1 protein-coding gene is annotated in these 655 nt (G+C 81.8%); it reads right to left on the bottom strand.

Annotation, left to right across the window (positions count from 1 at the left end; all coding sequences use genetic code 11):
• Positions 1-655: M56 family metallopeptidase (locus NWP10_RS12240; protein ID WP_258301084.1), on the bottom strand; the 655-nt coding region annotated here is incomplete at both ends.

The raw sequence follows: 655 nt of genomic DNA, 5'->3' as shown, positions 1-655 counted from the left end.
CCGGCCGGGTGAGCAGCCGCGCGGCCCGGTCTCCGAGGCCCGCGGAGGTCGGCCCGGTCGCGTCGGTCTGGCCGGCCGGACCGGCGTCGGGGCCCGGGGCGGCCTGCGCGAGGGCCCGGACGAGCACGTCCGCCGGGGCACGGCGCAGGGCGGCGTCGTCGGCGAGCATCTCGGTCACCTGGACCACGGCCAGGCGCGCGGTCTCGGCGGTGGGCAGCCACGCGCACGCCCGCGCCCACGCGGCGAAGGCCAGGCGCAGCAGGCCGTGGTGCTGGTCGAGGTGGGCCCGCTCGTGGGCCACGACGGCGTCCAGCTCCTCCGGCGACAGGCGCGCCAGCAGGCCGCTTGAGACGACGGTGAGGGCCTCCCCTCCGCGCGGGGAGCCGGGCACGCAGTAGGCCAGCGGGTCGTCGACGGGCAGCTCGCGGGCCCCGCGCGCCCCGCCGGGCCACCGGCCCGCGTCGGCGGGGCCCGTGGCCACGAGCTCGACGGCGTCCCGGTGGCGGGCCCGGGCCCGCAGGGTGCGGACGGCGGTCACGGCCGTGGTGAGCAGCAGGTGCACCGCGATCCCGGCCCCGGCGCCCACCGCCATCAGGTGCAGGCCGACGGGCAGGCCGGTGGGCCGCGGCGCGGCGGCGGCGTCGCCGGCCAGGTG

The sequence above is a fragment of the Micrococcus sp. HG099 genome (assembly GCF_024723355.1).
GTDB classification, from domain to species: Bacteria; Actinomycetota; Actinomycetes; order Actinomycetales; family Micrococcaceae; genus Micrococcus; species Micrococcus endophyticus.
Note: the sequence above shows the minus strand (reverse complement) of the source record. Positions and strands in the feature narration are given on the sequence as shown.